A 26,231-nucleotide genomic window follows, 5' to 3' on the forward strand; every position below is an offset into this window, starting at 1 on the left:
AATGCCAAAACCTATGCCATAGAATCTGGCCTGATTGTTGGCTTGTATTTTTTAGAAAGTATTAACACCAACCGTTAAATACGATATTTATTCGAAGAATGTATTCCCCCCAATAGTTATGCATATTAAAGAAAACACGGCCGTTCGGTTCCCCGGGCGGCTTATTTTTTTGTGCCCGGTGGTATAATCATTGTTGTACAAAGGAAAAACCATCTTCCATGAGATCAATATGGACAGGCAGCATAGGCTTCGGGCTGGTGAACATCCCGGTGAAATTATACAGCGCCGTCCAGGACAGTCGCCTGGACCTTGACATGCTGGATAAAAAAGATCACTCCCGTATCCGCTTCCAGCGGATCAACGAAAAAACAGGCAAAGAAGTGGCCTGGGAAAACATCGTGAAAGCTTACAACTACAACGATGAATACGTGGTGCTGGACGATTCCGATTTTGAGGACGCCAGCCCGAAAAAAAGCAAAGTCATAGAGATCACCACCTTTACCGCCACGAACGAAATAGATGCTGTGTATTTCGAATCGCCTTATTTCATCGCGCCGGATAAAAGCGGCGCCAAGGCTTATGAACTGCTGCGCGCAACGCTTGAAAAAACAGGCAAGGTAGGCGTGGCCCTTTTTGTACTGCGCTCGCAGGAACACCTGGCGGTCGTCCGCGCAAAGGATGATTACCTGATGCTGCACCGCCTCCGCTTCGCGGAAGAAGTACGGGAACCGGATGAGATTTCCTTCCCCGCTAAAACCGCCATCCCTAAAAAGGAACTGGACATGGCTATGAAACTGGTGCAGCAATACACGGAGCCATTTGACATTGCCGGGTACAAAGATGAATACAGGAAGGAATTGCTGCGCATCATCAAAGCCAAAGCCAGCGGCAAACGCGCCAAAGTGAAGAAGATGAAAGTGGTCACGACCAAGAGCACGGACCTGTTCGATCAACTGAAAGCCAGTCTTGGTACGGGCAGTAAAAAACGAGCATCATGAGCCTTCAGAAATATAACCAGAAGCGGGACTTCAAACAGACCTCGGAGCCGAAGTCCGGCAAAAACAAAGGCAAGGAACATATTTTCGTGGTACAGCGGCATCATGCCACCCGCCTGCATTACGACTTCCGGCTGGAGATGGACGGTGTGCTGAAAAGCTGGGCCGTGCCGAAAGGCCCCAGCCTGAACCCGGAAGACAAACGCCTGGCGATGGAGGTGGAAGACCATCCCTACGACTACAAGGATTTTGAGGGAGAGATACCGCCGGGCAACTATGGCGCGGGGTACGTGTACGTCTGGGACAAGGGCACTTACGAGTTGCTGCATGAGAACGGGAAATCGTTTGACGCATCGGCGCTGAAGGAATGGAAATCCGGGAACCTGAAAGTGGTGCTGCACGGGAAAAAACTGAAAGGCGAATTTGCTTTGGTGAAAATGAAAGGGCGTGAAGAAAATGCCTGGCTGATGATCAAACACCGGGACAAATACGCGGTGGATGAAGCCTACGACAGTGAAGAACATACGCCGAAGCGGATCATTGAGAAGCTGAAAGGCCCGTCTAACAATAAAGTCGCGGAGGCGAAAGGGAGAAAGGCGCCGGCGAAAAAGGCCCCGGCGAAAAAGGCGGCGGCAAAAAAGGCTACGCCTAAAAAGAAAGCGGCGACCGCGAAGAAAGCCACGCCCCGTGCTAAAAAGAGCGCATCCGCCACAAAGACTAAAACGGCCGCGAAAAAAGAAACCGAGCGTACATCCGCCATAAAGGGATTTTATAAGCCAATGCTGGCCACGCTTGTAGACGCCCCCTTTGACCGGGAAGGCTGGATCTTCGAAACCAAATGGGACGGCTACCGCGCCATCGCTTCCGTGAAGAACGGGAAGGCTGAGCTGTACTCCCGCAACAAACTTTCTTTCAACGAAGCCTATGCGCCTATCGTTGAGGCTGTGGAGAATATTCCACACAATGTAGTGCTGGACGGAGAGATCGTCATCCTGGGCACGAACAAAAGATCGGATTTTCAGGCTTTGCAGAACTATCGTTCTACAGGCAAAGGGAAGCTCATTTACGAGGTATTTGATCTTTTGCATCTTGATGGCCATAAATTGGAAGATCTGCCCTTGCTGGAGCGGAAAATACTGCTGGAAGAGATCGTGAAACAGTTGAATGATCCGAGGGTGCAATACTCCGGGCATGTGAAAGACAAAGGCGTACAGTTATTCGAAAAGGCCGCAAAGGCAGGATGGGAAGGCATTATCGCTAAAAATGGGGAAAGTAATTACGCAGGCGGCGTGCGTACGCTCAACTGGCTGAAGATGAAAGTGCTGAACCGCCAGGAAGCCGTGATCTGCGGATATACCGAGCCCCGTGGCGCCCGCAAGAACATCGGCGCGCTGCTGCTGGGCGTATACGAAGGCAAAAAGCTGCAATACATCGGCCTTTGCGGCGGCGGGTTCAATGACGCCGGTCTCAAAAGCCTTTACAAAACATTACAGGAATACCGCCGTGATACTTCGCCGTTTGAAGAAAAAATAAAAACGAACATGCCCGTCACCTGGCTGGAACCGAAGCTCGTATGTGAAGTGAAGTTCTCCGAATGGACGCAGGGAGGGATTTTAAGACAACCCATTTTTATCGCGCTGCGTGAAGACAAACCCGCCACCGCCGTAAAACGTGAAGTGGCCAAACATATCACTGGCGCCGGGAAACCACCGGCCGCCGCTAAAAAAGCTGCTATGAAAAAGTCCGAAGCAACCATGCAAAACCCGTCTGAAGTAGAAAAGGACCGTGTGCTGAAGCTGAACAAACAGGACGTTCAGCTCACTAACCAGCAAAAGTTCTACTGGCCGAAAGAGAAGATCACCAAAGGCCAGCTGATCGATTATTATTTGTCTGTGGCGGATTACATCCTGCCGCACCTGAAAGACCGCGCCCTGTCGCTGCACCGCTACCCGAACGGGATCGCGGGCACCAGTTTTTACCAGAAAGACCTGGACCTGGACCAGGTGCCCGGCTGGCTGAGGACCACACCGGTGCATTCCGAATCCACCAATAAAGTGATCGATTACCTGGTGTGCAACAACGAGGCTACGCTTGCCTATATGGTGAACCTGGGCTGTATCGAGATCAACCCCTGGCTCTCCCGCATCCGTAAGCCGGACTATCCTGATTATGTGGTGATAGACCTTGACCCGGAAGACATTGCTTTTACCAGCGTGGTGGAAACCGCGCAAACCATCCGCAAGATCCTCGAAGCGCATGATATCGTTTCCTATTGCAAAACCTCCGGCGCCAGCGGCCTGCATATCTATATTCCCACCGGCGGAAAGTACCCGTACGAAACCTGCCGCCTGTTTGCGGAATACATTGCACAGGAGGCGAACGAACAGTTGCCCGAAATGACCAGTATCATCCGCGCCAAAGCAAAAAGGAAAAAGAAAGTCTACATCGACTTTTTACAGAATGCCTGGGGGCAGACGATAGCCAGCCCCTATTCCGCAAGGCCGCAGCCCGGCGCGCCCGTAGCCACGCCGCTGCACTGGAAGGAGGTGAATGCCAAACTCAACGTAAAAGATTACCATATCGGCAATACATTAAAAAGACTGGAAAAACAGGGAGATCTCTGGGAAAATATCCTGAAAGAAAAAAACGACCTGAAGACAATTCTGAAAACGGTGGCACAATAGGCACGTTATTGGCTTTGTTTAAAACATTGGATAACGGGGGTGTGAATGTGGAATGATGTTTTTAACCAAATCCAATGCGTATGCAACAAACAATTCAATCACCACGTAAACTGCCGTGGATATACGGTGTACTGATAGGACTGATCAGCATTTTATTCACCCTGTTCTTTTATATCACGCAGTGGATATCCGACCTGTGGACCGGTTACTTCGTCAATACGTTGATCTTTGTCGGGGTAATGGTATCTGTGATACACGCGAACAAGGCGTATGGCGGAAGAGCATCGCTGGGCAGGTTGTTTATGACAGGCCTTCTCACAGCCTTTGTGGCGGTGGTGATGGTGTCTACCGCCAATATCCTCTTCCAGCTGGGTACGGAACCCGTGATGGGTACAGGGGAAAACATCCCGTCTGACGGGGCGCGGATGAACGAATACAGTGACTACAAAAGACAGGGGTACTGGATATTTACGATCACGAGCGTATTTGTGACCAATGCCGTACTGGGCGCGCTTGGCGCATTGCTGGGCGCGGTAACGGTGAAGCGCAACCAGAAGACCACCGATGCAAAATAAAGTATAACGGATCAATCATAGATAACCGGGGCCGGTCTGAGGACTGCGCCCCGGTTTTTTTATTTAATGTGGATTACTGATTACTTTTGCTTCCATGTCAAAAGGCACCATACTGATTATCGATGATGAAGAACAGCTCCGTAAACTGCTGGGCAGGCTGCTGGCGCTGGAAGGGTACACCATCCTGGAAGCGGGAAATGTCAAAGCTGCGCAGAAGCTGCTGGAGCGGGAGGAGGTGCAGGTGATCCTGTCCGATGTGAAACTCCCGGACGGCAACGGGGTGGAACTTACACAGTCCATCAAACAGAAATACCCGGAGACGGAGATCATCGTGCTCACGGCCTACGGGAACATCGAAGACGGTGTGCAGGCCATTAAAAACGGCGCTTTTGACTACATCACCAAAGGAGATGACAATAACCGCATCCTGCCGCTGGTGAGTAAAGCCATGGACAAAGCGTTCCTCCAGTACCGGGTGCGTTCGCTGGAAGACAAAATAGGCGGCAAACACGATTTTGATAACATTATCGGCGAATCGGCTGAAATAAAAGAAGCCATCGCGCTGGCCCGCAAAGTGGCGGGTACGGACGTGACGGTGCTGCTGCTGGGCGAAACCGGCTCTGGCAAGGAAGTATTCGCCCAGGCCATTCACCGCGCCAGCGAACGCGGCTCACAGCCTTTTGTGGCGGTGAACTGCAGCGCCTTTGGCAAGGAAATACTCGAAAGCGAACTGTTCGGCCACAAAGCAGGCGCCTTCACCAGCGCCATAAAAGATAAAAAAGGTTTCCTGGAAGAAGCCCACAACGGCACCATCTTCCTGGACGAGATCGGCGAAATGGCCATAGAGCTGCAAGCCAAGCTGCTGCGTGTGCTCGAAACGCGGGAGTTCTACAAAGTAGGGGATTCCAAACCCATTAAAGTGAACATCCGGATCATCGCCGCCACCAACCGCGAACTGGAAAAAGAGATCGCGGAAGGCCATTTCAGGGCGGACCTGTATTACCGCCTCTCCGCTTTCCAGATCACGTTGCCTTCCCTTAATGAGCGCAGGAAAGACATTCCGCTGCTCGCGCAATATTTTATACAGCAGCTCGCCCCCAAAAACAGCCGGAAAATTTCCGGGATGACGGAAGCCTTCAGCAAAGCCCTGCGCGAGCACAGCTGGAAAGGTAATATCCGGGAACTGCGGAACGTGATAGAAAGGGCCGTGATCCTTTCGGACACACCCGAGCTGGATATCTCCGCCCTTCCCCTGGATTTCAGGATGAACGGCCCGGCGGATGACGCCCTCACCCTCGCGGATGCGGAACGCAGACACATTATCCGCATCCTTCACCACGTAAAAGGCAACAAAACGAAAGCCGCCGAAGTTATGCAGATCGGCCTCACCACCCTGTACAATAAGATCAAAGAATACAATATCCAGTAGCCCTTTTGGAGTAGTATTCCGGTCCGCTTTCCGGCGGATCTGATAGTATTTTGCTTTTTGCCTGGGAATTACCTCGTAAATACAGGAAACCTATATGGAGCCTATAGGAGAGGTATAGGCAAGGCGGAGTTGAGGTGGAGATGAGGTGGACTTGATCAGGACGAAAACCGGGTAATATGCTATTAATCCGTAATCTCCCCGAACTACCCGTTTTTGCAAACACCCTTCAGATTCTGCATGGTTCCGTGCATAGGCATACAGTGCCTGAAAACTACTAATTGTTTGTTTGTCAGAAGGTTACGACTTGCTTAAACCATTTGGCATTTCAATGGTTAATAGGGGGTCAAACGTAATCATTATGTTACCGGACGCAAAAGTACCGTTACTGATCGCACACCAGATACCCGCATTGTCGGGCATACAACAGGGCGCGGTACTGACAAAAATCATCGGCGTATTTTCCGCCTATACCCGTAATGCCATCAGGGAAGGCCAGGTTCCTGAAATCAGGAAATGCCTGTCCATGGCAGGGGTTCTATACAAAAACGGCAGCAAGGGCCTTAAAAATGCGATAGAATCTGTTTTTCTCTACAGCATCTCTCCCTTCCTGGACTCTCCGATCAAATCTTACCTGCCGGTTTCACTGAGACAAATCCGTCATCAAATCATCTTAAATAACGCATTATGTTAATCGGACTATTGCTCCTTGCGGGCCTCGTTTGCTTCTGGCTGTTCTTTAAATCTGTGGACTATTTCGAAAACATTTAAACCGAACGCTTTATGATGAACGCACTATTCGTCTTATCAATCCTGGTATTCATCTACATGATCTATGTACTCCTGAAACCGGAAAAATTCTGAATCCCTAACAGCTATTTAAACAATGAATACAGAACTCTTAGGCGTCATAGCCTCCTATGCGCTGACATTGATCATAGCCATCTTTCTTGGCCGGTACATCGCCAAAACATTTGCCGGCGAAAAGACCTGGATGGACTTCCTGGCGCCGCTCGAAAGATTTATTTACAAGATCTGCGGCATCAATCCCAAAGAGGAAATGAACTGGAAACAGCACCTCAAGGCATTGCTTACCATCAACATGCTCTGGTTTGTATATGCCTTCTTCCTGTTGATTTTCCAGGATAAACTTCCCCTCAACCCGGATGGCAACCCGGGCCAGACGCCGGACCTGGCGTTTAATACGGCCATCAGTTTCCTTGTGAACTGTAACCTTCAGCACTACTCCGGCGAATCCGGCCTTACTTATTTCACCCAGCTGTTCGTGATCACCTTCCTGCAATTCGTAAGCGCAGCTACCGGTATCGCGGCACTGATCGTCGTGTTTAAAGCCTTCAGGGACAAAACCACTACCAAGCTGGGCAACTTCTGGGACTTCCTGGTAAAAACCAATACCCGCATCCTTCTCCCGATCTGCGTGGTGATTGCGCTGATACTGGCATTTAACGGTACACCCGCCAGCTACGCCGGTAAAGATACCATCGTAACCATGCAGGGCGACACCGTAGGCGTATCCCGCGGCCCCGCAGCCGGCATGATCGCCATCAAACACCTGGGTACTAACGGTGGCGGCTGGTTTGGAGCCAACTCCATCCACCCGCTGGAAAACCCGAACTACCTCACCAATATGACGGAAGTTATTTCACAGGTGATCATCCCCATCGCCATGATATTTGCTTTTGGCATATTCATCAGGCGCCGCAAATTCGCCAATATCATATTCGGCGTAATGACATTGGGCATGCTGATCCTGCTGATCCCTTCCATTATACAGGAGACAGGCGGCAACCCCGCTATCGCCAAAATGGGCGTTTCGCAACTGACCGGGGCCATGGAGGGCAAGGAGGTCCGGTTCGGGCCTACGGCCACTGCATACTGGAGTACCGTCACGACGATCATCTCCACCGGTTCGGTAAACGGCTTCCACGACAGTACCATGCCGCTCACCGGTATGATGCAGCTGGTAGCCATGATGACGAACTCCTTCTACGGCGGCTGTGGTGTGGGGATACTCAACTATTTCATCTTTATCATCATCGCGGTATTTATTTCAGGGCTGATGGTAGGGCGGACGCCTGAGTTCATGGGCCATAAGGTAGAAGCGAGAGAGGTGAAGATAGCGGCGCTGGTCGCATTGCTCCATCCTTTCCTGATACTGGCGGGCACCGCGCTTTCATCTTTCGCAATAGCACACGGCTGGGGCGCCAATTGGGCGGTACAACCGGGCAACTGGCTGAACAACCCCGGGTATCACGGTTTCTCCGAGATGTTATACGAATACACTTCTTCAGCGGCGAACAATGGTTCCGGCTTTGAAGGGCTGGGGGATAACAATATTTTCTGGAACGTATCCACTGGTTTTGTGCTGATCCTGTCCCGTTACCTGCCGATCATCGGACCGGTAGCTATCGCGGGCCTGCTGGCGCAGAAGAAATATGTACCCGAATCTGCCGGTACGCTGAAGACGGATACAGCCACCTTCGGTATCATGACCTTTGCCGTGATCGTGATCATTGCCGCGCTGGCATTTTTCCCTTCACTGGCCCTGGGGCCTATTGCGGAATATTTCTCCCTGTATTAATGAAAAATGCTGAATGATCATGAAAACAAAAGATAATACACTGTTCCCGGCGGATCTCGTAAAGGAAAGCCTGAAACAATCCTTCGTAAAACTGAACCCACGGGTATTGATTAAAAACCCGGTGATGTTCACCGTAGAGCTGGGCACCATCGTGATGCTGATCGTTACGCTCCGGACCTTATTCACCGGAGACGTATCACAGGGCAGCTTCGGTTACAACCTCACTATTTTTATCGTGCTGCTGCTCACCGTGCTGTTCGGCAACTTTGCAGAAGCTATTGCGGAAGCGCGCGGTAAAGCGCAGGCGGAAAGCCTTCGTAAAACAAGGGAAGAAACCCCGGCCAAAAAGATACTGGCCGTAGGCGAGATCTTCACCGATGAAATAAAAGTAGTATCCTCCTCCCTGCTCAAAAAAGGAGACCTGTTCGTCTGCGAACCGGGCGACATCATCCCCGCAGACGGTGAGATCGTGAAAGGTCTTGCCAGTATAGACGAATCGGCCATCACCGGCGAAAGCGCCCCTGTGATCCGCGAAGCGGGCGGGGACAAAAGCAGCGTGGTGGGCGGTACCAAAGTACTCAGCGACCGCATCGTGGTAAGGGTGACCACCGAAGCCGGGGAATCTTTCCTGGACAAAATGATCGCGCTGGTAGAAGGCGCCACCCGCCAGAAAACACCGAACGAGATCGCGCTCACTATCCTGCTGGCCAGCTTCACCCTGGTGTTCATCATCGTGTGCGTGACGCTGAAACCTTTCGCGGATTATGCGAACACACCTATCACCATCGCGGCGTTCATATCGCTCTTCGTATGTCTCATTCCCACCACCATCGGCGGCCTTTTATCCGCCATCGGTATTGCGGGCATGGACCGTGCGTTGCGCGCCAATGTGATCACCAAATCCGGTAAAGCCGTAGAAACCGCCGGTGACCTGGACGTGTTGCTGCTGGATAAAACCGGTACCATCACGATCGGTAACCGTAAAGCCACCAACTTTTATCCTGCAAACGGGTACTCCAATGAAGAATTCATCCGCATCAGCGCCCTCAGTTCCCTGGCGGACGATACCCCGGAAGGTAAATCCATCGTAGAGCTGGCCGGTAAAGAGATCGTGAGCCGCCTCTCGCTGGACGGCGCCACCATGGTGAAATTCACCGCGGAAACCCGCAGCAGCGGCATCAACCTGACCGATGGCACACGCATCCGCAAGGGCGCATACGATGCCATCCGCAACCTTGCCCAGCACGAAGGCCAGCCCTTCCCCGCCGAAACGCACCAGATGGTGAAACAGATCTCCGGCAATGGCGGTACCCCGCTGGTAGTAGCCGTGAACAGCAAGATCATGGGCGTGATAGAACTGCAGGACATCATCAAACCCGGTATCCAGGAACGTTTTGAACGCCTGCGCAAAATGGGTGTGAAAACCGTGATGGTAACTGGGGACAACCCGCTCACCGCCAAATACATTGCTGAAAAAGCCGGTGTGGATGATTTTATCGCCGAGGCAAAACCGGAGGATAAAATGAACTACATCAAAAAAGAACAGCATGAAGGCCGCCTGGTAGCCATGATGGGTGACGGTACAAACGACGCGCCCGCCCTCGCGCAGGCCGATGTGGGAGTAGCTATGAACAGCGGTACCCAGGCTGCGAAAGAAGCCGGGAACATGGTGGACCTGGACAACGACCCCACCAAACTCATCGAGATCGTGGAGATCGGTAAACAGCTGCTGATGACGCGCGGTACACTCACCACCTTCTCCATAGCGAACGACGTGGCTAAATATTTTGCGATCGTGCCGGCCCTCTTCATCCTGTCTATCCCCGCTTTGCAGGGCATCAACATCATGAAGCTGCACAGCCCTGAAACGGCTATCCTCAGCGCGGTGATCTTCAACGCCCTCATCATCCCGCTGCTGATACCGCTGGCCCTGAGAGGGGTAGCGTACAAACCGATAGGCGCCAGTGCCTTGCTTCGCCGGAACCTGCTGATCTACGGCCTCGGCGGTGTGATCGTGCCTTTCATCGGTATCAAACTGATAGACCTGGTGGTTGCTTTATTCTTTTAATCTGAACTGAACATGAAAAAATATTTCTTTCCCGCATTAAAACTGACCGCTGTACTGATAGTGCTCACCGCGGGTATATATCCCCTGCTGATCGCAGGCGTCTCAAAACTGGCCCCCGGCAAAGGGGACGGCGTGACGGTAGAAAATAAAGGCCGCGTGGTGGGTTATGCCAACGTGGGCCAGAATTTCACCGACGACAAATATTTCCAGGGCCGCCCTTCGGCCGTTGGTTATAACGCTGCCGGTTCCGGCGGTTCCAACAAAGGCCCGTCCAACGAAGATTATCTGAAAGTAGTGCAGGAAAGGATAGACACCTTCCTGGCACATAACCCCGGAGTGAAGAAGGAAAACATTCCTGCGGAACTTGTAACAGCATCAGGTAGCGGGCTGGATCCCCATCTGTCTCCAGCTGCTGCCCTGTTGCAGGTTCCCAGGATTGCCAAACTCCGCAATCTGCCCGAAAGCAAACTGAACGACCTGGTGAAGGCGCATACGGACGGCCCGCTGCTGGGCATGTTCGGCCCTTCCAAAGTGAACGTTCTGAAACTGAATATTGCGCTAGACAATCTGTAATAGTTCACACACAGCCCCTACCTATGAAAGGCCCCAGAAAAAAGTACATGCCACGCTTCACCAGGATAGAACACGATCCTGGAAAGCGTGAGCAGTACAAACCAATTAAAAAAGCTTATAAACACCATCTATAAAAATGAAGAAAACACTGATGATCGCCGCTGGTTCCATCCTTTGCATGAGTGCAATGGCGCAGGACCAGCCTGAGAAAACCGAACCGAAGCTGACTTTTTCCGGTTACGCGGAAGCGTATTATTCTTTCGACTTCAATGAGCCGGAGAACCATACCAAACCTGGTTTTTTGTACAACCACAACCGCCACAATGAACTGAACATCAACCTGGCATTCCTGAAAGCGAATTATAGCAGTGACCGTGTAAGGGCAAATGTGGCCCTTATGGCGGGCACCTACGCTCAGTACAACATGGCGGCTGAACAGGAACTGACGAAATACATCTACGAAGCAAACGTGGGCGTAAGGATCGGCAAAAACGTATGGGTGGACGCGGGTATCATGCCTTCGCACATCGGCTTCGAAAGCGCCATTTCCAAAGACTGCTACACCCTTACCCGCAGCATCATGGCTGAAAACACGCCTTACTATGAGGCCGGTGCAAAAGTAACCTGGACGCCGAATGAAAAATGGACCGTTTCCGCCATGTACCTGAACGGCTGGCAGCGCATCAAACGCCCGGACGCGAACCAGACACCTGCTTTCGGCACACAGCTGACCTTTAAGCCCAGCAGCAGGGTAACCCTGAACTGGAGCACGTTCATCGGCAACGACAAGCCCGATTCCGTACGCCAGATGCGTTACTTCAACGATGTTTACGGTATCTTTAACATCACGGATAAATTCAGTCTCATAGCCGGCTGCGATTATGGCATTGAACAGAAACAGAAAGGTGAAAGCGACATGAACAGCTGGTACAGCCCGATGGCCATCGCCCGCTACGCCTTCACAGACAAAGTGGCCATGGCGGCAAGGTATGAGTATTATAACGATGAACAGGGTGTAATAATCGCCACGGGAACGCCGAACGGTTTTAAGACCAGCGGTTATTCCCTGAACCTGGATATTGCTCCCGTGAGCAATGTGCTGTTCCGCGTGGAAGGGAAATTATATAACAGTAAAGACGACATCTTTACCAAAAACCTGGAACCAAAGAACACGAACGTGGCTATCACCACATCCCTGGCAGTTTCATTTTAAATCCTTAGCAAAATCCCATCTTAACAGCGGAGCCTTGTGTACAAGAGCTCCGCTGAGGTGGTTTAACAGACCGGCACATGATGCAACGTTTTTTACATCTGGCCAATAAGGCCGGGCGCGGGGAATTCAAGATCTACATTGGCATGAGCGCGGGTGTGGGAAAGAGTTTCCGCATGTTACAGGAAGCGCATTCCATGCTGCGCAAAGGCATCAATGTGCAGATCGGGTATATCGAGACGCATGGCCGGAAAGAAACCGAGGCCCTGATGGAAGGGCTGCCCGTGATACCCCGCCGGCAGGTATTCTACAAAGGCAAGATGCTGGACGAAATGGACCTGAACGCCATCCTGCTGCTGGCGCCGGAATGGGTGATCGTGGACGAGCTGGCCCATTCCAACATCCCCGGCTCCAAGAACGAAAAACGCTGGCAGGACGTGATGGACCTGCTGAACGCCGGCATCAACGTGATCTCCGCCGTGAACATCCAGCACATGGAAAGCATCAACCACCAGGTGAAAGCCATCACCGGCGTGGAAGTGCAGGAACGCGTGCCGGACAGCATGCTCCAGATCGCGGACGAAGTGGTGAACATAGACCTCACCGCAGACGAGCTGATCACCCGCCTGAAAGAAGGCAAAATATACGACCAGAGCAAGGTGGAGAACGCCCTGCGCAACTTTTTCCAGTCGGATAAGATACTCCAGCTGCGCGAGCTTGCCCTGAAAGAAGTAGCTTCGCAGGTGGAAAGAAAGGTGGAGATTGAAATACCGAGGAACCAGCAGATGCGCCACGAACGTTTCCTGGCCTGCATTTCCAGCAACGACGAGATCGCGAAAAAGGTGATCCGGAAAACGGCCCGGCTGGCCGCTTACTACCATGGCGAATGGTACGTCCTGTACGTGCAGACGCCGAAGGAAAGCGTGGGCCGCATCAAACTGTCGAACCAGCGGCACCTGATCAACAACCTGAAGCTGGCCACGGAACTGGGCGCCGAAGTGTTGAGAGTGCAGCACACCAACGTTGCCCATGCCATCATCGAAACGGCCCGGGAAAAAGAGATCACCACGGTGAGCATCGGCAAACCGCATATCAGCCTGTTCGGCATCATTTTGCGAACAAGTGTATTCAACCAGTTGTTAAAAACGTTATCCTCTCACGAAATCGACCTCGTAATACTGTCATGACAAGGTTAAGGCTCAAATCAAAGATCACCATCGGGGTGCTGTTCCTTTTCATCATGCTGCTGCTGGTGAGCGTCCTCGGATATTATTACATAGACCGGGTGAACCGCGTCTCCCGCGCCATCCTGGAAGACAACTACGAATCCGTGGAATATACCCGGAACATGCTGCGGGCTATGGATACCTGGGGCCTGGTACCTTTTACTTCAGAACAGGAGTTTGAGGCCAATCTCAAAAAACAGGAAGTGAATATAACGGAGCCGGGCGAAGGCATCCCTACCCAATCTGTTCGTAAACGATATGAATTGCTCAGGAAAGGTGACAGTTCACAGATACCCGCTATCAAAAAAGACCTTTACACCGTGATGGAAGTGAACATGAAAGCCATCGTGAACAAAAACGAAGCAGCCATGGACACGGCGGACAAAGCACTGCTGTACATCGCCATCATCAGCGGCATCTGTTTTTTGCTGGGCATCACGTTCGTGTACAACTTCCCTGGTTATATCGCCAATCCCATCCGCGAGCTGACGGAAGGCATCCGGGGAATCGCGGAGAAAAAATATGAGCAGCGCCTGTACTTCAAATCCGATGACGAATTCGGGGAGCTGGCCGCCGCGTTTAATACCATGGCGCAAAAGCTGGATGAATACGAGCATAGCAACCTGGCCCGCATCATGTTTGAAAAACAACGGGCGGAAGCAGTGATCAGCAGCCTGAAAGACGCCACTATCGGGCTGGACAACAGCGGCACCATTCTATTTGCCAATACCGAAGCCTTGCAACTCCTCAATGTTTCAGATAAAGAACTGGTAGGGCAACCCGCGCCCGAAGCCGCCAAACGCAACGATCTCCTGAAATTCCTGATGGAAAAAGGCCCCGGCGGCCCGGTCAAGATCGTGGTAAACAACCGGGAAAGCTTTTTTATGCGCGAAACAGTGGACATCTTCCACGAAAAAGAGAAGATCGGCTATGTGATCATCCTGAAAAACATCACCACGTTCAAGGAGCAGGACCTGGCGAAGTCGCATTTTATCGCCACTATCTCCCACGAGCTTAAAACCCCGCTGGCCGCTACAGACTTTAGCCTCAAACTGCTGGACGATGAACGCACCGGCCCGCTGGTAGCAGAACAGAAGGAACTGCTCGAAAGCATCCGTAACGACAACCGGCGGATGATCCGCATGGTGAGCGAACTGCTGGATTTTTCGAGGGTGGAAAGCGGGAATATACAATTGCAGATACAACCCGTAGAGCCCCAGCAGATCGTACAATACGCGCTGGACACGGTGAGCAAACAAGCCGCCGGCCGCCAGGTAAATGTTCGTACCACGCTGCCTCCCGATCCTGTGCAGATCAATGCGGATGCGGAAAAGAGCGCCTGGGTGCTGGTGAACCTGCTTACCAACGCCATCCGTTATTCCTCCCCCGGCTCGGATGTGGAGCTGGACGTACTGTCCACCGGCACGGGCGCGCTGCACTTCAGCGTCCGCGATCATGGCAAAGGCATCGATCCGGCGTTCAGGAACAAAATATTTGAAAGATTTTTCCAGGTGCCCGATTCCGATGATACAAAAGGAAGCGGGCTGGGGCTGGCCATTGCAAAGGAATTCATCGAAGCACAGGGCGGCTCCATTGGTGTGGAAAGCGAGCCTGGCAAAGGCAGCCGTTTCTGGTTTGCTTTGCCTTTGTACAAAGCGTAATTAAGAAAGTTTGTTAACCTCCTTCAGCAACACACTATGCGCATCCTTGTATAGTTTGATGGCAAGGTGAATATTCGGCAGGACGGTATGAAGGCTCTCCCTGTTCCTTGCCTGCTGCTCAATTTCATGAACGATCGCGGAAAGCGGCTGTATCCGGACCACCATCAGGCTGCTGCGTAAAAGACCGGCGTGCTGGCTGGTTTCGTCCCAGGCTTCCAGCTGCGCGCTGTTTTCCATGTTTGTGAGCATACTGTCTGTTCTTTCCAGGAAAGTGTTCAGGATGTCCAGCATGTATTCGGGGTTATCGTCCACTACGTCGCGCAGGTACCGCAGGTCTACCAGGGACGGTACTCTCTGTTCTTCATAATCGGGCCCGGTGAATTTGGCAAATACCGGGTCGCGCTCGCCCAGGGCTTCCAGTATCTTCTGGAAAAGGTCGTTCGGTATAAAAGGTTTGGAGATATAATCGTTCATGCCCGCCAGCAGGCAGCGTTCGCGGTCGCCTTTGAGGGCGGAAGCGGTCATGGCGATGATGGGAATGGCGGACCCCGAGTCACGGATCTTGCGGGTGGCTTCCAGCCCGTCCATTTCCGGCATCTGGATGTCCATCAGGATACAATCGTATTTATGATGCCGCAGCTTTTCCAGCGCTTCCAGCCCGTTTTCCGCCAGCTCCACTGCTGCGCCGGCATTGGCCAGGGTACGGATGGCGAGTTTCTGGTTTACGAGATTATCTTCGGCCAGCAGGATGTTTTTCCCCTGTAAAGGCGGCAGCAGCAACGTTTCTTTGCTGGCCTCCGGAACGAATACTGGTTCCTGCACCTGCCGGTTGTACGGAATGATGAAGCGGATGATGGTGCCGCCTTCCGGGTTGTTGCAAATGTGGATGGTGCCCTGGTGAAGGCCCACCAGCTGGCGTACGAGCGCCAGGCCCAAGCCGGTTCCGCCGTGTTTCCGGTCATTGCCGGCATGCACCTGGATAAACGTCTCGCCCATTTCATGATGCAGATGCCCGGGTATGCCGATGCCGGTATCCTTCAGTTCAAATGCATATTTCAGCTGCTTCTCGTTTTCCTCCTCAATACTTACAGACAGGCTGATGCTACCATTTTCCGTGAACTTGATGGCATTGTCTATGAGATTGTTCAGGATCTGTTTCAGCCGGAGCGGGTCGCCCAGTACAAGGCCTTCCATGTTCTCCTGCATGTCGCAAAGCAGTTGCAGACCTTTTTTTTCAGCCAGGGGACGGTATTTGTCGGCTTTCTGGGCAATCAGTTCGCGCAGGTCGAACGCGGCGTGCTCCAGCACCATGCGGCCGGTTTTGATACGCGAGAAGTCCAGCAGGTCGTTCACAAGCGCCAGCAGGTTGTTTGCCGAATCCAGTATTTCACGTACGTATTCGGACTGTTGGGGATTGGTGGCCGTTTGCTCCAGCAGGTAAGTGAAACCAAGGATGCCGTTCAGCGGCGTACGCAGTTCATGGCTCATATTGGCCATAAAAAATTCCTGCGCGCGGCGGGCGTCTATCGCTCTTTTTCTTTCATCGATCAGGGCATGCTCGTGCTGTATGCGCTCGGTGATGTCCGTGGCGATGCCGCAGAGGCCGTACACGCGGTGGGTATGGTCGCGGAGGGGGAACTTGGTGATAAAAAAGTAATGCGTTTTGCCGTTGATCTCGATGCTGTCCTCCGATTCAACGGGCTTTTCATGCAGCAGTACCGCCCTGTCCGATTCAATGCTTTTCTCCGGCTTGAGTTTGGAGGGGAAGTCTTTATCCGCCCGGCCCAGGATGTTTTCGCTTTTGATGCCGAACACCTCTTCGAAACGCCTGTTGATCAGGACGTACTTACTGTTGATGTCCTTGATGAAGATCATGGACGGCGAGTTCAGCAGGATGGATTGAAGCCTTGAATGCAGGGTATTCATCTCGTTTTTTGTCTTCACCACTTCTTCGTCCGCCATCTTTTTGGCGTGAATATCTTTCACAATGCACTGGTAGCCGCTGAAGATGCCGTGCTGGCGCAGCAGCACCACATGCTGTTCCACCCACTTCTGGTCCCCGTTCTTGCAGCGGATGGGGAAGCGGAGCGATGATTCGGTGGTGCCTTCAAACGCCTGTTTTTCATAATGCTCACGGAGCCGTTGCTGCTCCGGAGGGTCTATGAGCATAGTGTATTGTTTGTCTATAAGTTCCTGCGGCGTATAGCCGGTGAGGTCCAGGGCTTTGCTGTTCACATATTTGAAAAAACCGCCACGGTTGGTGGTGAACATGGTGGCGCCCGCGTCTTCGATCAGCCTGCGGTACTTGGCTTCGCTGGTGCGCAGGGCGGACTCGCTGGCTTTGGTCTTACGCATATCCTTCACCAGCTTGTACAATCCCCAGAAAATAACGCCCAGGGCCAGGGCGCTGGCGGTGAGGGTGACGAGGAAAGGCAGGCGGTTCGGGAGGCTGCTGCTGAGGCGGGCCTCCATGTGGCTGTATTGATCTTCCAGCAGCCGGTCTATCAGGCTGGTGAGCGGATCGGGTGGGGCGGGCGTCTGCACAGGGCGGATCATGGCTCCGGCTATCACGGGCGATTCCCTGGTGGAACTGATGAGATAATTAAAATAGACGATACGCTGGTACACCATGGCGCGCAGGGAATCCATGGCGTGGGCCTCCCGGCTGTCGGAGGCCAGGAACTGCAGGTTTTCTACGGGGGTGCGCAGCTGTGTTTCGGTAAAGTCCTCCCTTGTCAGGAAACCACTGTCCCCGGTGATAACATATGCTCTCACGGAAGATTCCAGGCTCTTAACGGTATAGGCTACCCTTTCAAGGAGGCGGATCTTGTCGTTGGTGAGTTGAATGCGCTCGTTCCTCTTAATGGCATCGGCATCTGAAAACCAGGCACTCCAGGCAAACCAGGCAACGGACACGATGGCAGCAACAAAAACAATGATAACGGGGCTGCTGATCTTTTTCATGCATCGAATTGTTTTCAGAATCCTTCTCTGCGTGTGGCTTTTTTCCGGAACAAGGGGATATTTTCAGTATTCGGTCGTCTGTCCAATTTACTTAAATTCTGCTTAACGGGCACCGTGTAATTACCATGCATTATTTTTGCAATATTTTAACCTATTGATTTATTTGCATTCCATTAAATTTGCCTGATATTCTTTTTGCCAAGCATTTAAACATATTATGAAAAAATTACTTTTTACGCTGGGATTAATCGCGGTTTCCGCAAGTGTATTTGCACAGGACAATGGGGCTGGCGCGGCGGCCATGGGTAAAGCCCGGGAAAAGGTTTCCTTCTCAAGGGACTTCCTGGTGATCGGTTTCTCTTATGACGGCTGGGCATCCGCTCCGGACAGCGTTCAGACCAAAGGCCTGAGCCGTGGGTTTAATATCGCCCTGATGTATGACATTCCCATTTCGAAAGAGCATTTCAGTGTGGCGGCAGGTCTTGGCTTCAGCTCCAGTAACATTTTCCTTGACGATCAGTACATAGATATGAGCAATGGCCAGTCCAATGCGGTAAAATTCGTCAGCTCAGATAAGTACAAAAAATATAAAGTATCCACCAACTACCTTGAGATTCCCCTGGAATTCCGCTACCGTGCAGTGTCCGACAATGCCAACAAAGGTTTCAAAGCCTCCATCGGCGCCAAAGTGGGCATGCTCGTAAACGCACATACGAAAGGGAAAAACAGCCTGGGCGGTGAAAAGAATATCATTAAAGAACAGAACAAACGTTTCTTTAACCCCTGGCGTTTTGCCGGTACTGCGCGCATAGGGTACGGGAACTTTGCCGTGTTCGGCACCGTGAACCTGAACCCCCTGTTCAAGGACAACACGAACCTGGACGTCCGTCCGTATTCCATCGGTATTGCCCTTAGCGGTTTATAATACAAACGAAGTTTTAACAAAAAAGCCGTCCCGGGGTCATTCCCGGGACGGCTTTTTTATGTGGACAAGTCAGCGGCGAATACTATGTACTTATAGCCGTCATTGCGAGGAGCCGCGGAGGGTTTTGTGCAGGAGGCCGCGACGAAGCAATCTCCCAATATCGGGGTATCCCATTCAATCCAGGGAGATTGCTTCGTCGCCCCACCCACTTTGGCGCTGCTGCTCCTCGCAAATGACGGGTTGTTTTGCTTTGGCGCTGTTGCTCCTCGCAGTGACGGGCTGTTATTTTCCTTTGAAAGCGGGTTTCCTTTTCTCCAGGAACGCTTTCACGCCTTCTTCGTTATCCTCCGTGTTCCCCGCTATTTCCTGGCAATATGCTTCATAATCCAGTACGGCATCCAGCCCTTCGGTCATGCCTTTGGTCAGCATCTTTTTCATCAGCGCAATGGCCTTCGTGGGGGCGTTCGCGTAAAATTCCGCCTCTGCCTGTACCGCGGCGTCCAGCTCTTCGGGTTTCACGACCTTATTCACCAGCCCCATCTGTAAAGCTTCGGCCGCGGTGAGTTTGGTGGCTTTGGTGGCCAGTTCGAAGGCACGGTGGTAGCCTACGGTGCGCGGCAGGAAATAAGAAGAGCCCGAATCCAGCACCAGCGCGATATTGATGAATATCTCGATCATGCTGGCCTGCTCCGATGCGATGATCACGTCGCAGGCCAGGGCCAGGGAGCAGCCTGCGCCCGCCGCCACCCCGTTCAGCTTGCAGATCACGGGTTTGGGCATATTGCGGATGGCGCGGATGATGGGATTGTACCTTTTATGCAATGAGTCCCCGAGGTTCCTTTTGCCGGTGGATTCCAGGGAAGCCTTCAGGTCCTGCCCGCTGCTGAAAGCCTTGCCGGCGCCGGTGAGCACGATGGCGCGCACGGCGGCGTCTTTCTCTGCCTGTTTTAATGCGTCCTGCAGTTCGTAGCTGAGCGCATCGTTGAAGGCATTGTATACGTCCGGCCGGTTGAGGGTAATAGTGGCGATATTGTTTTGGACGTCGAGGTTAAGCGTGGTGAACATGGAATGGTTTTTTATAAAGGGATACGGCCGGGAAGCCGTATCCCGTAAGGATTATAATGTTTCTTTCAGCCAGCCGAAGAACTCCCGTTGCCAGGTGATCGCGTTTTGCGCGCCCAGCACCCAGTGGTTTTCTTCAGGGAAATAGACCAGTTTGCTCTTCAGCCCTTTCAGCTGGGCGGCCTGGTAGGCCTGCAATCCCTGCTCGATGCCCACCCGGAAGTCTATGCCGCCCTGCACGATCATGATGGGCGTGTTCCAGTTATTGACAAAATTGCTGGGATTGTACTGGTCATATGTTTTGGCGTCCGCTTTGTTGAAATACGCACCCAGGTCCCAGTTGGCGAACCACAGCTCTTCCGTGGTGCCGTACCAGCTGCGGAGGTCAAACAGGCCGTCGTGGGCGATAAAACTCCTGAAACGGTTCTGGTGAACGCCCGCCAGCATAAACACGGAATAACCGCCATAACTGGCGCCTACCGCGCCCAGGCGGGCTTTATCCACGTAGGGTTCTTTGCTCACATCGTCGATGGCGGAGAGATAATCCCGGATGGGCTGGCCTCCCCAGTCCTTGCTGATGTCCGCATTCCATTTCACGCCATGGCCGGGCATACCCCTGCGGTTGGGCGCTACTACGATATAGCCCTGCGCCGCCATCAGCTGGAAGTTCCAGCGGTAGGAGTAAAACTGGCTCACAGCGGACTGCGGGCCGCCCTGGCAGTACAGCAGGGTGGGATATTTTTTGGAAGCGTCGAAGCCCGGCGGGTAGATCACCCACACCAGCATCTGCTGCCCGTCCGTGGTTTTTACCCAACGTTCTTCCACTTTGCTTTGCTGAAGGCTGCTGTTGATATCATTATTTACGTCTGAAAGCTGCTTCACAGCGCCGCTTTTCAGGTCTACCGCATACAGTTCCGCCGCATGGTTCATGTCCGTACGGGTTACGATCATGGTATTGCCGTGCTGGCCCACGAAGCCGTTCAGGTCATGCTGGCCTTTGGTGAGCTGGCGTACCGTGGTGCCGGACAGTTCAAACAACTGCTCGGTGCCTTTGGCCACCGCCAGGAACCAGATCCTGCTGCCATCCGCGCTGTAGCGGGCTGCGCTTACGGTGCCATCCCATTTGGCGGTGAGGTTATTGCGTTTGCCTGTGGCCAGGTCGTATTCGATAATGTCGTTTTTGTCCGCCTCAAACCCGTCGCGCTCCATGCTGAGCCAGAGCATCCGTTTGCCGTCCGTGCTGAAGGCGGGCGCCACATCGTAGCCCATCATGCCTTCGGAGAGGTTCTCGGTTTTGCCGGTGGCCAGCGTGTAACGATAAATGTCGGTATTGGTGCTGATGGCGTATGCTTTGCCGTGTTTCTTTTTGGTGACGTAAATGATCTGCTTGCCATCCGGGCTCCAGATGAAGTCTTCACCGCCGCCGAAAGGCATCTGCGGGCAGTCGAACTTTTCATCTTTCATGATGTCCACAGGCTCGCCGATTTTGCCGGAGGCAGCGTCCCAGGTGGCGTAGAATACGTGGTTGTAGTTACCGTCTTCCCAGGTGTCCCAGTGGCGGTAATTGAGATGGGTATAGATCTGTACGCTGGATTTGGGGAGATCGGGGTAGAAGTCCGCCCCGCTTACCTTTTCCAGCTTTACTTCTTTGGAGAAAAGTATGTGCGCGCCATCGGGTGAAATGCGCACATTCTGCATACCGCCTTCTATTTCGGTACGTTGTTTGGCATTGGCCCCGTCTTTGTCCATTTCCCATAACTGGCCTTTGTAAGCGTACAGGATGCGGCCGCCGGGCAGCAACTGCACTACGGATTCAGCGCCGGGCGAGGTGGTGAGTTGTCTGGCTGCGCCGCCCGTGGCCGGGATGGCCCAGAGGTTGCGTTCGCTTTTGTTTTCCTGCATGTTGTAGCGGGAAACGCCGAATAGGACCGTACCATCGTCTGTCACTGTTTCCCCGCTTACCCTGCCCAGTTGCCAGAGCAGCTCAGGGGTCATTTTTTGTTGTGCCATGCTTTGCTGAATGAATAAAATACCTGCTAACAGGAATGTTTTACGCATTGGTGTAGATTTTGTTGTGGTGAGGCGTAAATGTAGGAAAATTTAACCTCATGCCTCACCCGGCGGTAATTCATTAACTTTGCAAAAATTCTGAATATACTTTGATAGAAAAAACACAAGTAGTAGCCCAGGACGAGAGAGCAGTGCTGATAGGCCTGATCCATAAAGAACAAACGGAAGCCCAGGTGCACGAATACCTGGACGAGCTGGCTTTCCTGGCGGATACGGCAGGCGCTACGGCGGTAAAACGCTTTACCCAGCGGCTCCCGCACCCGGACAGGGCTACCTTCATCGGCAAAGGCAAGCTGGAGGAAGTAAGGCAATACGTGGTGGGGAAAGACGTCAGCCTCGTTATTTTTGACGATGAACTGTCCGGCTCCCAGATCTCCAACATACAGAAAGAGCTGAAAATAAAGGTGATCGACCGGAGTGACCTGATCCTCGACATCTTCGCCCGCCGCGCCCGTACGGCCCAGGCCAAGGTACAGGTGGAGCTGGCGCAATACCAGTACATCCTGCCCCGCCTCCGCGGTATGTGGACGCACCTTGAACGCCAGAAAGGCGGTATCGGTATGAGAGGCCCCGGTGAAACGGAAATTGAAACGGACCGCCGTATCGTGAAGGACAAGATCTCTCTGCTCCGCAAACGCCTGGCTGAGATCGACAAACAATCCCTCACCCAGCGCAAGGAACGCGGGGAATACATCCGCGTGGCCCTGGTAGGATACACGAACGTGGGTAAAAGCACGATCATGAACCTCATCAGCAAAAGCGACGTATTTGCTGAAAACAAACTCTTCGCCACACTGGATACCACCACCCGCAAAGTAGTGTTTGAGCAAACACCTTTCCTGCTGAGCGATACCGTTGGTTTTATCCGCAAGCTGCCCCACCACCTGGTGGAAAGCTTCAAGTCCACGCTGGACGAAGTACGGGAAAGCGACATCCTCATGCATGTGGTGGACATCAGCCATCCCAAATACGAAGACCAGATCGAAGTAGTGAACCGTACCCTTACGGAGCTGAAATCCATAGACAAGCCCACCATCCTCATCTTCAACAAAATGGACCTGTACGAAAAACAGACCTTTGATGAATGGCTGACGGATGATATCAAAAAGGATATCCTGGACCAGCTGAAGGAAAGCTGGCAGCACCGCTCCAATGGCAACTGCGTATTTATTTCCGCGACCGAAAGGAAAAATATCGAGGAACTGCGCAAAACCATACTGGATAAGGTGATACAGCTTTACCGCGAGCGTTATCCCTACAAATCCGAATATTTCTTTTAATGGCCAAAGAGTACAACTGGCACCGTTTTGCCGATGCAGGCGATCCCGTGACGGGCGAAGCGGCCATTGCCGTACATGAAGTGAATGGTAAAAAGATCTGTTTCACCCGTTTCCAGGGCGAGTTGTATGCCTTTGCGCATAAGTGCCCCCACGCCGGCGGCATGATGTCCGAGGGATTTATTGATGACCGGGGGAACGTGGTATGCCCGCTTCACCGGTATAAGTTCAGTCTGCGGAACGGCTACAACAGCAGCGGAGAGGGTTTTTACCTGAAAACTTATCCTTTGGAACAAAGGGAGGACGGCCAGTACCTGGGCCTGGAGAAAAGCTGGCTGAGCTGGTAAATAAAAAGGCCGCCCCCGTTGGAGCGGCCTATACCGGTGGGAGAACCCACCGGCACGTTATTGACCAAAATTTACTTTGATCGCATTATAACTATTTGGCACCACCACTTTTAATACCCCGCAACTGATCACAGGATTGGTTTCTCCCGTGGGATCGAAGCGGGATATGGGTTGTGTGAATGATGTTTTTCCTTTCTCGGCATTCACCTGTTTTCCTTCCACGGAAATATTTTCCTGCCCGGCAAACCCATGCAGGATCAGCTGGATGTTTTTGAACTTAGAAGCCAGCTTCCCACTTGCCTTTTCCAGCAATAGCACGCCCTCCTGCGGACGGTATGAAATGTTGCGCCGGAAATATCCTTCCTTTTCATAGTCGAAAGTTTCCCCATCATCTTCATAGTACATGAAATCGTTTGCAATATTGCCCTTATAAATGTGCAGGAACAGGGTATCGGAAGGTTTTTCCTTCGTGGTCTGCACCAGGCTTTGCATGGGGATGATGCTGCTTTCTTTTACGTACACCGGTAGCGTGTGCATGCCGAGGGTCAGCATTTTTTCCTGACCGCCTGTTTCTTTGGTATCATCATACAGACTGTACCAGTCGCCTTTCGGGAAATATACGGGCGCGTATGCCTGTTTACTTTCAAAGGGCGCGATGAGAAATGCGGGGCCAAACTGGTACTCGTTCTGAAAACGCGTGTCGTACACTTTCGGGTCGTGCGTATCCGTGAGCGCGAGGGTGCGCATGAGCGGCAGGCCGGTCTGCGTGGCGTTGTAGAAGCAGGAATAAATGTACGGCAGCAGTTTGTACCGCAGGTTGATGTAGTTGCGGGAGATCTCCAGCACTTCTTCGCCATAGGCCCATGGTTCGGCGGACTTCGTGTTGATGCCGGTGTGGCTCCTGCAATAAGGCGTGAACGCGCCGATCTGTATCCAGCGGGCGTACAACGCGGGGCCGCCGTTGCCGGTGAACCCGCCGATGTCCATACCGGTGAAAGCGACACCGCTGAGGCCGAGGCTGTTCATGAGGCGTACGCCCAGCAGCATGTGATCGTCTTCCGCGCGATTGTCCCCCGTCCAGATGGCGGAGTAACGTTGCAGGCCGGCGTAGCCGGCGCGGGTCAGGATGAAGGGCCGTTCATTGGGCAGGGCTTCTTTCGCGCCTTCGTAGCTGGCGCGCACCATGGCAAGACCGTACACGTTGTGCGCCTGCTGGTGCGTAACAGGGTTACCTTCGAAATCGAACAACACATTGTCCGGCATACGCTGGCCCCAGGTGGCGATTTCGTTCATGTCGTTCCAGAGGCCTGAAACGCCGGCGCTGGTATAACTTTTCACCTGCTGTTTCCACCAGGCCCTGCCCTTGACGCTGGTGAAGTCCGGGAAGTGGCACCAGCCGGGCCATACCTGGCCGGTGTAGTTCTGCCCGTCGCTGTACTTGATGAAGATGTTGTCCTTCAGGCCGCTTTCATACGCATGGTAGCCCTTTTCCACTTTGATGCCCGGGTCCACGATCACGGTGGTCCTGAAGCCGAGCTTTTGCAGCTGCGCGTTCATACCTGCCGGATCGGGGAAACGTTGTTTGTTCCAGGTGAAAAGTTTGTAGGCGTCCATGTAATGGATGTCCAGCGTGATGCCGTCCGCGGGCACCTGTTTTTCGCGAAGGGTCTGCGCAATACGCATCACTTCGGCTTCGGGGTAATAACTGTAACGGTTTTGCTGGTAGCCGAGGCTCCAGAGGGGCGGCATTTTCATGCGGCCGGTTAGTTGTGTGTATGCTGAAACAATACCCGCTACCTGCGGGTGATAGATAAAGTAATAATTCATTTCCCCGCCGTTGGCGGTGAAGGACGAAAAGCGGTTGTTGCTCGCGCCGAAATTAAAATCGCTGCGGAAGGTGTTGTCAAAAAAGATCCCGTAGCTGAGGCCGTGATGTATGCCGATGTAAAACGGGATGGTGGAGTAGATCGGGTCCTGGGTGACGGTGTAACCGTAGGCATCGGTGTTCCAGTTCGTATACGAACTGCCTTTGCGATCCAGGTTGCCGGTCTTTTCTCCCAGGCCTACAAAGCGTTCGCCTTCCTGCATGGTTTTGTAGGTGGTCACTTCTTCGCCTATCCAGCTGGTGCCCAGCCCGGGCTCATCCGCGCTGATCACTTCGCCGGATTTCGTATAAAAAGTAATGGAGAAAGGATCTTTGCCGATGCGTGCCACCAGCGAATCCGTTTCTATCCTCACTTCCTCCCCGTTCTGCGTCACCCGCGGCGTAAACGCCTGTGGCTGGCTGATAACGGCGTAGGAGAAGTCTTTTGCCAGCGGCTGCTTGTCCATTCTCACGCGGATCACGGAAGGACTATAAGCCGTGATCACGGCAAAACTGTTTTGGGTGGTGATATTTACTTCCTGTCCTTTGATGTTCACAGCGGTTACCTTTCCAGGAGTTTTTACCGGCTGTGCCATCAGGGCCGCGGGGAGCAGCAGGCAGCAGTAAAGCGCTATTTTTCCTATCATCTGTCTTAGGTTTTTACAAAAAAGAATCCGGGGGCTGACTAAAAAGGGTACCCCC

19 protein-coding genes are annotated in these 26,231 nt (G+C 52.7%); 15 read left to right on the plus strand and 4 right to left on the minus strand.

What is annotated here, in order from left to right; genetic code table 11:
- Window positions 1-218 precede the first annotated feature (218 nt).
- The 12 genes from ku to EG028_RS24840 all read left to right on the plus strand — a co-directional run bounded on the left by ku (window position 219) and on the right by EG028_RS24840 (window position 15,020).
- Window positions 219-998 (plus strand): non-homologous end joining protein Ku, encoded by a 780-nt coding sequence (gene ku / locus EG028_RS24785; protein WP_120519040.1) that lies wholly within the window; start codon window positions 219-221, stop codon window positions 996-998.
- Window positions 995-3,679 (plus strand): DNA ligase D, encoded by a 2,685-nt coding sequence (gene ligD, locus EG028_RS24790; protein WP_120519041.1) that lies wholly within the window; start codon window positions 995-997, stop codon window positions 3,677-3,679. Before ku ends, ligD begins: the two co-directional genes overlap by 4 nt.
- An 80-nt stretch (window positions 3,680-3,759) precedes the next feature.
- Window positions 3,760-4,254 (plus strand): DUF4199 domain-containing protein, encoded by a 495-nt coding sequence (locus EG028_RS24795; RefSeq protein WP_120519042.1) that lies wholly within the window; start codon window positions 3,760-3,762, stop codon window positions 4,252-4,254.
- 94 nt (window positions 4,255-4,348) lie between these two features.
- The gene (locus tag EG028_RS24800; RefSeq protein WP_120519043.1) at window positions 4,349-5,683 is read left to right on the plus strand and encodes a sigma-54-dependent transcriptional regulator; all 1,335 of its coding nucleotides are present in this window, start codon (window positions 4,349-4,351) and stop codon (window positions 5,681-5,683) included.
- A 358-nt stretch (window positions 5,684-6,041) separates the two neighbouring features.
- A complete protein-coding gene (locus EG028_RS24805; RefSeq protein ID WP_120519044.1) occupies window positions 6,042-6,374 on the plus strand; it encodes a DUF7674 family protein in 333 nt (110 codons plus the stop codon).
- Between the two features lie 92 nt (window positions 6,375-6,466).
- Complete coding sequence (locus EG028_RS28120; RefSeq protein ID WP_394364031.1) at window positions 6,467-6,544, plus strand: potassium-transporting ATPase subunit F; 78 nt, start codon at window positions 6,467-6,469, stop codon at window positions 6,542-6,544.
- Between the two features lie 22 nt (window positions 6,545-6,566).
- Window positions 6,567-8,282: a potassium-transporting ATPase subunit KdpA gene (kdpA, locus tag EG028_RS24815; protein WP_120519046.1), complete on the plus strand. Its 1,716-nt coding sequence runs from the start codon at window positions 6,567-6,569 to the stop codon at window positions 8,280-8,282.
- A 13-nt stretch (window positions 8,283-8,295) separates the two neighbouring features.
- Window positions 8,296-10,350 (plus strand): potassium-transporting ATPase subunit KdpB, encoded by a 2,055-nt coding sequence (gene kdpB, locus EG028_RS24820; protein ID WP_206614512.1) that lies wholly within the window; start codon window positions 8,296-8,298, stop codon window positions 10,348-10,350.
- 12 nt (window positions 10,351-10,362) lie between these two features.
- The gene (locus EG028_RS24825) at window positions 10,363-10,923 is read left to right on the plus strand and encodes a K(+)-transporting ATPase subunit C (RefSeq protein ID WP_120519047.1); all 561 of its coding nucleotides are present in this window, start codon (window positions 10,363-10,365) and stop codon (window positions 10,921-10,923) included.
- 136 nt (window positions 10,924-11,059) lie between these two features.
- Window positions 11,060-12,136 (plus strand): porin, encoded by a 1,077-nt coding sequence (locus EG028_RS24830; RefSeq protein ID WP_120519048.1) that lies wholly within the window; start codon window positions 11,060-11,062, stop codon window positions 12,134-12,136.
- Between the two features lie 77 nt (window positions 12,137-12,213).
- Entirely contained in the window at window positions 12,214-13,320 is a 1,107-nt protein-coding gene (locus tag EG028_RS24835; protein WP_120519049.1) for a sensor protein KdpD, read from the plus strand.
- A complete protein-coding gene (locus tag EG028_RS24840; RefSeq protein WP_120519050.1) occupies window positions 13,317-15,020 on the plus strand; it encodes a sensor histidine kinase in 1,704 nt (567 codons plus the stop codon). Before EG028_RS24835 ends, EG028_RS24840 begins: the two co-directional genes overlap by 4 nt.
- On the opposite strand, the gene EG028_RS24845 is transcribed toward EG028_RS24840, so the two are convergent.
- Window positions 15,021-17,984 carry a PAS domain S-box protein gene (locus EG028_RS24845; protein WP_120519051.1) on the minus strand — a complete coding sequence of 988 codons (2,964 nt, stop codon included), beginning with the start codon at window positions 17,982-17,984 and terminating at the stop codon, window positions 15,021-15,023.
- A gap of 217 nt (window positions 17,985-18,201) precedes the next feature.
- Here EG028_RS24845 and EG028_RS24850 point away from each other — a divergent pair, with 217 nt between their 5' ends.
- The gene (locus EG028_RS24850; protein ID WP_120519052.1) at window positions 18,202-18,909 is read left to right on the plus strand and encodes a porin family protein; all 708 of its coding nucleotides are present in this window, start codon (window positions 18,202-18,204) and stop codon (window positions 18,907-18,909) included.
- 282 nt (window positions 18,910-19,191) lie between these two features.
- Here EG028_RS24850 and EG028_RS24855 read toward each other — a convergent pair whose 3' ends face one another.
- The gene (locus EG028_RS24855) at window positions 19,192-19,974 is read right to left on the minus strand and encodes an enoyl-CoA hydratase-related protein (RefSeq protein WP_120519053.1); all 783 of its coding nucleotides are present in this window, start codon (window positions 19,972-19,974) and stop codon (window positions 19,192-19,194) included.
- A gap of 51 nt (window positions 19,975-20,025) precedes the next feature.
- Window positions 20,026-22,029 carry a S9 family peptidase gene (locus EG028_RS24860; protein WP_120519054.1) on the minus strand — a complete coding sequence of 668 codons (2,004 nt, stop codon included), beginning with the start codon at window positions 22,027-22,029 and terminating at the stop codon, window positions 20,026-20,028.
- A 101-nt stretch (window positions 22,030-22,130) separates the two neighbouring features.
- Here EG028_RS24860 and hflX point away from each other — a divergent pair, with 101 nt between their 5' ends.
- Both hflX and EG028_RS24870 read left to right on the plus strand, forming a co-directional pair.
- A complete protein-coding gene (gene hflX / locus EG028_RS24865; protein WP_120519055.1) occupies window positions 22,131-23,321 on the plus strand; it encodes a GTPase HflX in 1,191 nt (396 codons plus the stop codon).
- Window positions 23,321-23,665 carry a Rieske (2Fe-2S) protein gene (locus tag EG028_RS24870; protein WP_120519056.1) on the plus strand — a complete coding sequence of 115 codons (345 nt, stop codon included), beginning with the start codon at window positions 23,321-23,323 and terminating at the stop codon, window positions 23,663-23,665. Before hflX ends, EG028_RS24870 begins: the two co-directional genes overlap by 1 nt.
- A 57-nt stretch (window positions 23,666-23,722) precedes the next feature.
- Here EG028_RS24870 and EG028_RS24875 read toward each other — a convergent pair whose 3' ends face one another.
- Window positions 23,723-26,176 (minus strand): glycoside hydrolase family 31 protein, encoded by a 2,454-nt coding sequence (locus EG028_RS24875; protein WP_120519057.1) that lies wholly within the window; start codon window positions 26,174-26,176, stop codon window positions 23,723-23,725.
- Window positions 26,177-26,231 lie beyond the last annotated feature (55 nt).

It is taken from the genome of Chitinophaga barathri, assembly GCF_003807585.1.
Lineage (GTDB): Bacteria > Bacteroidota > Bacteroidia > Chitinophagales > Chitinophagaceae > Chitinophaga > Chitinophaga barathri.

Coding starts and splice junctions, on each gene's coding strand:
- kdpB (WP_206614512.1), top strand. CDS start 8,296: ATGATCATGAAAACAAAAGATAATACACTGTTCCCGGCGGATCTCGTA.
- EG028_RS24825 (WP_120519047.1), top strand. CDS start 10,363: ATGAAAAAATATTTCTTTCCCGCATTAAAACTGACCGCTGTACTGATA.
- EG028_RS28120 (WP_394364031.1), top strand. CDS start 6,467: ATGAACGCACTATTCGTCTTATCAATCCTGGTATTCATCTACATGATC.
- EG028_RS24830 (WP_120519048.1), top strand. CDS start 11,060: ATGAAGAAAACACTGATGATCGCCGCTGGTTCCATCCTTTGCATGAGT.
- EG028_RS24870 (WP_120519056.1), top strand. CDS start 23,321: ATGGCCAAAGAGTACAACTGGCACCGTTTTGCCGATGCAGGCGATCCC.
- EG028_RS24805 (WP_120519044.1), top strand. CDS start 6,042: ATGTTACCGGACGCAAAAGTACCGTTACTGATCGCACACCAGATACCC.
- EG028_RS24795 (WP_120519042.1), top strand. CDS start 3,760: ATGCAACAAACAATTCAATCACCACGTAAACTGCCGTGGATATACGGT.
- ku (WP_120519040.1), top strand. CDS start 219: ATGAGATCAATATGGACAGGCAGCATAGGCTTCGGGCTGGTGAACATC.
- EG028_RS24855 (WP_120519053.1), bottom strand. CDS start 19,974: ATGTTCACCACGCTTAACCTCGACGTCCAAAACAATATCGCCACTATT.
- EG028_RS24800 (WP_120519043.1), top strand. CDS start 4,349: ATGTCAAAAGGCACCATACTGATTATCGATGATGAAGAACAGCTCCGT.
- kdpA (WP_120519046.1), top strand. CDS start 6,567: ATGAATACAGAACTCTTAGGCGTCATAGCCTCCTATGCGCTGACATTG.
- ligD (WP_120519041.1), top strand. CDS start 995: ATGAGCCTTCAGAAATATAACCAGAAGCGGGACTTCAAACAGACCTCG.
- EG028_RS24850 (WP_120519052.1), top strand. CDS start 18,202: ATGAAAAAATTACTTTTTACGCTGGGATTAATCGCGGTTTCCGCAAGT.
- EG028_RS24845 (WP_120519051.1), bottom strand. CDS start 17,984: ATGAAAAAGATCAGCAGCCCCGTTATCATTGTTTTTGTTGCTGCCATC.
- EG028_RS24840 (WP_120519050.1), top strand. CDS start 13,317: ATGACAAGGTTAAGGCTCAAATCAAAGATCACCATCGGGGTGCTGTTC.
- EG028_RS24875 (WP_120519057.1), bottom strand. CDS start 26,176: ATGATAGGAAAAATAGCGCTTTACTGCTGCCTGCTGCTCCCCGCGGCC.
- EG028_RS24860 (WP_120519054.1), bottom strand. CDS start 22,029: ATGCGTAAAACATTCCTGTTAGCAGGTATTTTATTCATTCAGCAAAGC.
- EG028_RS24835 (WP_120519049.1), top strand. CDS start 12,214: ATGATGCAACGTTTTTTACATCTGGCCAATAAGGCCGGGCGCGGGGAA.